This is a genomic window from Lysinibacillus sp. LK3 (genome assembly GCF_001043675.1).
Lineage (GTDB): Bacteria > Bacillota > Bacilli > Bacillales_A > Planococcaceae > Lysinibacillus > Lysinibacillus capsici.
Window position 1 is genome coordinate 1 of record NZ_LDUJ01000042.1, and the last position, 6,584, is coordinate 6,584.

General features: G+C 32.1%; 2 protein-coding genes. Both read left to right on the plus strand.

The features are described 5' to 3' along the window. The first annotated feature begins 152 nt into the window (after positions 1-152). On the plus strand, positions 153-5,075 hold the full coding sequence (locus VK91_RS21905; RefSeq protein WP_048395896.1) for an NACHT domain-containing protein: 4,923 nt from the start codon (positions 153-155) through the stop codon (positions 5,073-5,075). A gap of 868 nt (positions 5,076-5,943) precedes the next feature. After that, a partial coding sequence (locus VK91_RS21910) for a hypothetical protein (RefSeq protein ID WP_048395897.1) occupies positions 5,944-6,584 on the plus strand: 641 nt, incomplete at its 3' end.

Consider the following 6,584-nt stretch of genomic DNA (forward strand, 5'->3'; position numbering starts at 1 on the left):
CGCAAGTATATATGAATATTTAGCAATTGTAAGAGAACTAACGCTTGAAACGCAAGATAAATATAGAAATATTTAGTATAATTACAAATACATTCAATTGTATTTGTTTTAAAATGTAATACGGAATACACATAAAGAAAGGATATATAACGATGTCAAAAGAAAAGGAACGTAGTTCAATCCCTTCCTGGTTGGAAACACCAACAAAAACTTTAATTAATCCACCGGTTGATACAAGAATCCAGGAACTTCCTTTTGGAGAATTAGAGTGGGAGGACTTCGAGAGACTCTGCTTACGTTTAGTAAGAATAGAAAGGGAAGTGGAACACTGTCAGCTTTATGGGACACGTGGCCAAGATCAAGAGGGAATAGATCTATATGCAAAAAGAGTTAGTGAGAAGTATTTCGTATATCAATGTAAAAGAGTTAAAGGTTTTGGACCTGCATCTATAAAGGCAGCTGTAGATAAGTTTTTAGAAGGTGAATGGGTGAGTAAAACCGATACTTTTGTACTTTGTACATCAGAAAGTATGGTGCCTACAGAACGTTCAAATGAAATTGAAGTACAAAGGAAAATTTTAAATAAAGAAGGAATTAGATTTGTCTCCTGGGACAAGGAGACTCTATCTGCTAAGCTCAAAGATTTACCAAAGCTTGTAGATGATTTCTTTGGTAGGGCATGGGTAGAGAAATTTTGTGGAAGTGAAAAGGTACAAGAATTAGGTTCTAGGTTAGATAGCAGATTAGTAATAGAATTCAGGGAGCGAATGAGGTCTTTTTATAAACGAGTATTTCAAACACATGATCCAGGTTTACCCACAGCAACACACATAAATATGAGTTCAGTTGCTCTTGAGAATAGATTTGTAATTCCAGAAATTATTGATAGACGGACTATTAATTTAGTAAATAATATTCCTGATTCTGAGCAAAAATATAATGAAGAGTTTCCGAGTGCTGAGCCAAAACTTAAAGAGAGTAGAAAGGTTACAACAAGGGTAAATACAACCTTCCCACAACGGCAAGATCTTGAGAGTTGGTTATCTAATAACAATGGTCATAGTATTATTCTTGGCGGACCTGGTAGTGGAAAAAGTACATTATTAAGAAACATTGCTATTGATTTGCTATCCAATTATCCTAAATTAAGTAATATTTCAAAAAAATGGGGTCTTCATTTACCAGTATGGCTTCCTTTTGCATTATGGACTAAATATATATCTGAATCACAAGCTGGAGTTTGTTCAATAAAGGATGTATTAAAGGGCTGGTTAAAAAGCTGGGATGAAGAGAGATTATGGCCACTTGTTGAACATGCTCTGGATGACAAGCGACTTATTTTGTTGGTGGATGGACTGGATGAATGGACAAACGAACAATCAGCAAGGATAGCCTTAGATAGATTAACAGTTTTCGTACAACAACGTAATATTCCTGTAATCCTTACTAGTCGTCCACATGGATTCGAACGAATAGGATTTGGAGCTAAAGAATGGGAGATAGGGGAATTAAGTAACTTTTCTAATTCACAACAAAAGGAACTCTTGGGTATTTGGTTTACTCTATGGTACGAAAACAATAAAGATTCACAGCAAATAACAGTTGACGAAATAACACGAAGGACTAGGCATTCAATTGATCATTTTATGAGCGAACTCCAAAAATCATCAGATTTAAGAGAACTTGCAAAGGTGCCTCTGTTACTCTCACTTCTAATTTTATTAAAGATCAATGATGCAAGACTACCACAAAATAGATTTAAGGCATATGACAAACTGATTGAACTTCTTATCACTACACATCCACAAAGGCGAATTGCAGCAGCAGGAGTACAAGTGAATCAACTCCTTGATTTAACTGAAGATGAGATAAAGATGATAATGTCTTTTCTTGCGTTTACTATACACGAAAAACATAATGAGGGAATAATTTCAGGTAGTGAAGCAATTTTACAATTAGAGTCATATCTAAAAGATGAAGAAATTGGCTTAGGATTAGAAAAAAGAGAAGCTTTGAGGATTAGTAGAGCAATAATAAATCTAGGAGAAGGAAGTCTAGGATTGCTTGTCAGTAAATCACCAACAGAGATTGGTTTTTTCCATAGAGCTTTCCAAGAGTTTTTGGCTTCATATTACCTTTATACTAGTAATAGGCAAAAGCAACTGCAGATAATAGAATCTAATTGTACAAATTCTCAGTGGCATGAGGTTATATTAGGTTTATTTTTTATAAATAACCGCCCAGAAGACATTCGGGATTATACAAAAGTAATAAAAGAAAAAGAAGTTAGTGATGCTGAGGATTTTAATAAAAAACTTTTATTATATGAAGCGACTTTTGGCTCTTATAATATGCCTGTCTCGCTTGCCAAAGAATATTGCAAAGAGGCGTTTAACGAGATTGAAACAGGTCATTGGATGCCATATAGGGAAAGAGTATTAAAAATAGTAATTGATGGTTTAAAGTCTTCGCGGTTAAAAGAAATGATTAAAGAAAAGATTACAGAGTGGTTTCCAAATAGAAAAAGAAGAAAAGATAGAATTATCAATATAATAAGTGGGTTGGAAGATAAAGATAATCAATTTTTAACTTATCTACAAAGAGGCATATTTGATGAGGAATTTCAAAATAAGAGAGCTGCTTTAAATGTTATATCCAAAAAGTATAAAAATAATAAAGTAATAGGTGATTTTTTAGTTGGTGTTATAAAAGGTCCAAGAGATTCAACCACAAAAGCCTTAGTTATAGAAGGGTTAACAATAGGGTGGCCAGAACATCATGAAATTAATTCAATCCTAGAATTTGCAGGCAAATCGATAAGCCCAGAGTTAAGATTTTCGTCAGTAAAAGCAAAAATTGCGAGAAATACTCACGATAAAGAAGATCTAGATATTTTGTTAGGGTTGGCGTCGAGTTATTCAAGTTTAAATTATCATTTTAGAGATGAGGTTGCTGATCTTATTTTAAAAGGTTGGCCGAAAAACCCAGAAGTGTTATCGGTATGCTTAAAATCTGTTAAAAACGACTTTAGTGGAAAAATCGAAATTGAAAAGGAAATCTCAATAAAAGTATTGCTTAATGGGTACTCAGAAGAGGAAGATGTGTTGAATTATTGTTTGAAGGAAATAAGAGAAGAAAGTCACCCGTTTCTATTATTTCATAACGATGCTTGGAGTATAATTAGCGAGAAATATCAAGGAAATAAATTTATTACTGATGCAATTGATACTTGGCTTCAAAAAAAACATCATGATGATGTAATACTGGCATATGCAACACTAGCAAGTGGTAGTGAAATTGCCAAAAATATCTTACTTGAGGAAGTACAAAATTCTAGTTTCCCACATCTGTTAGCATCTGCATTACTAGAGGGGTGGGGCATGCAAGATGATAATGTTGCTGCTGCCCTTACTACAATTGTAAATGAGTCAGATTTGAAAGCTTCTAATATAGGTCATCTAATTCCTAAAATCATTCAAGACAAGGATATGGCAAGAAGTAAATTAATGCAGTTAATACAGAATCAATTTAATATTCATCTTAATTTTTTACTAATTGGTTTAGATAATGTATGGGATCATTCAATTGAAAATGACATCAAGGAACATTTGTTAAACATTGTTAAACTTCATGAAGATGATGATTCAATCTTTAGCAACCGAATTATCGCAATAAATTTTTTAATCCGAAAATTCTCTGAAGATTCTAGAGTAAAAGAACTTGCTATGCAAGAAATATCTAAACGGAATGGTCTTTTTGAAAGTACTGTAGAATATTACAGTAGCGAACCCAAAATACAAAATTCCTTATTGAAAATAGGATTTCCGCTTCCTGATCAACTTAGACTATTAATAGCAAATCTCTTGGGAGAAGGTATAGATCAAGACGAATTTAATGTATCCCTTCTAAGTTTATATGATTATGATGTCAACCCGTTGGTTAAAACACAAAGTTCAATAAGCTTTCATAAGCATATAAAGCTAAACGAAAATAAAGTTACTAATGCAGTAGAAATTCTATCAAAAACAATTGTATGTTATGGAATGGATTACACCGAGCGTAGACAGGCTGCTTTTTGTGGATTAGCTACACTCAACAAATTAGAAGTCTTCTTGAATGCAGAAGAGAAAATTGAATCAATTAAAACTAGTCACGTTCCGTTAACAAATAGGATGACTACAAATATTCCATTTTTAAAAAATTTACTCGAAAATTGGAATTATATCACAAGTTGCATAGGGGAAGATATCACAACTAGATTTTCCAAATTTGAAAGAGACCCTCTCCATTTCTGGGAAGAAATAAGTTTAGTGATATCTGATGATTATCCTGAGCCAAAAAGAGATATTATAGACTTTTTAGAAAATAGAACGGAAAGAACTATCAAACCTAATTTATTAAAACTCCTTAGTAAAGAACGTCCTAAATCTTCATTATTGCTTGAATATTTATTTGAAGCATTGAAACAAAAGCAAAAGCATAGGTTTGACCATGATAATGAGTTGATATACACTGCTTCAAGAATTCTAAGTAAACAGTTTAAATACGATACATCAGTCTTAAAAACAATTAGAGAATTTGCTTTAGATCCTAAGCTAAATGAAGCTGCTATTGTTGCAATGTGTGAAGGATGGCCTAGTGATGAAAGTATAAAAAAAATTCTAGATTATGTACGGGAGAAGGAATTTGGATTAAGCTATATGACTTACTTTGAACTGGTTTCTATAACTTCATCAGCAGATAGTTTATTTGGAATTATTATTAATCTAATAAATGATAAAGGTAAGTTATTCATTTGGAATAAAGAAGAAACGAGTAGACCAATACTTCGGAGAATTAGAGAAAATGATGAACTCTATTTTAAACTTCTTGATAAACTAAATAATCAACCTACACCGATTGAAAAGGCGAATATCACAAAATTTATTGCAGCCTCAAGAGGAGTATCTCCTGAATTGCGGAAATGGATTACTGAACAATTGAATGAAGAATGGAATGATGACTTTTGCCAAGATGTAGAAGATTTACTGTTAGGCGAGATTAGACCTATGGTCCATATATTACTTGAAGTTTAGGAGGGGAACATTTCCCTCCTCTTTTTTTCTTTATACATTGTTACATGTTCGGCGAAGAGGCGTTAGAATTCACCGTAAAAATTCGACTGACGAAAGCCTACTCGCGGGTGTGGTGTAAATCATTATGCTTTAGTTGAAGTTGTGAGGATAAGGGAAAAACTACCAGAAAGCGTTCAGCTGACAAACTTTTGAATGTACGGGTCTTTTACCTGCGATACATAGAAATGTGTAAATCACTTAGATGTGAGGCTAGCAGTGGATGCGTAAAACTAACTAATATGAAAATCCCATGATATGTTACAGGCACCTGAGCGGCTGACTGGAAGCACCTTAATTTCTTTGTAATAAAAAAATTTTATGGGGTAAGATGATGTCGTGAATGGCTAATTCTTTTTTTAGCGTTGTAAAGGGAATAATCGTCAAATTAGAGACTATATAACTTTACTTTATGTCAGTGAAAGTGGTGGCACAGTACCGGAGGTGCTTGGCGCCCATTTGGCAATAATTGAAGAATCGAGACGTGAGAACAATATTAAATGCATCTAGATAAGGTTCTATTTATAGAATACTCATTAAATATGATGAATTTATAAGTAACATAGATATATTTCATTTATACTCTTTCTACAGTAGAATCGACTCATTTTAAGCATTATGTAATATTTTTTACAAGAAAAAAATCGAATTAAATTAAAGGATATAGTTCTAGTTGTAATTTATGGTATATTGTATTGAAATTAATCTGTATTTTACCGATTTTCAGGAGCGAATATAGGCTAGTTTATTACTTGGCCAATATGAAAAATTATTTAGTCAAAATATGTTTAGCTAATAAAGGTGAACGTTAGTAGAAAGGTTGGAAAAATGAATGAAGTTAACATACGTGTTTGCAAAGGATTTAGAAACCAAGAGTGAATGGAGTTTTAATTTAGGTTCAAATTTTATATTTAAGTATGAGGATGATGCGTTAACTATAGAAGAAAATCAAAATTATATCGAACAATTTTATAAATTAGAAGGCTACGAGGAAGTTAATGTATCTATTGATTTTTCAGCTCTTATTGGAGAAAACGGAACTGGAAAAACAACTTTGATAAATAGATTACATACGATAATTAACAATGAAATCTCAAAGGGAATTAACTATTTTAGTAATACCTTTAAATACTTAATTGTTCAAGATAGTGGTAGCCATTTATTTATCAATCATAACTTTGACAAAAGGGAAATATTGTTGAAATCAAATACCATAAAGAATATACATCTTCAAAGTTTACTGAACAGGGGAAATCAATTTATTAAATATAAGAAAACAGAAGATAATATTATTTGTTGTCTAAAAAATGGATTTAAATCAGAATTAAACTTTAATATGGTAAGCTATTTAATATCCAATGTATTTGATCCTTCTATAACATTTGAAAAGAATGTTTTTAGTACAAATACTGAACTTTCAAATGTTATAAATAGTAAAGAAAATAAATATGCGTCTTCCTCTCAGATATATAA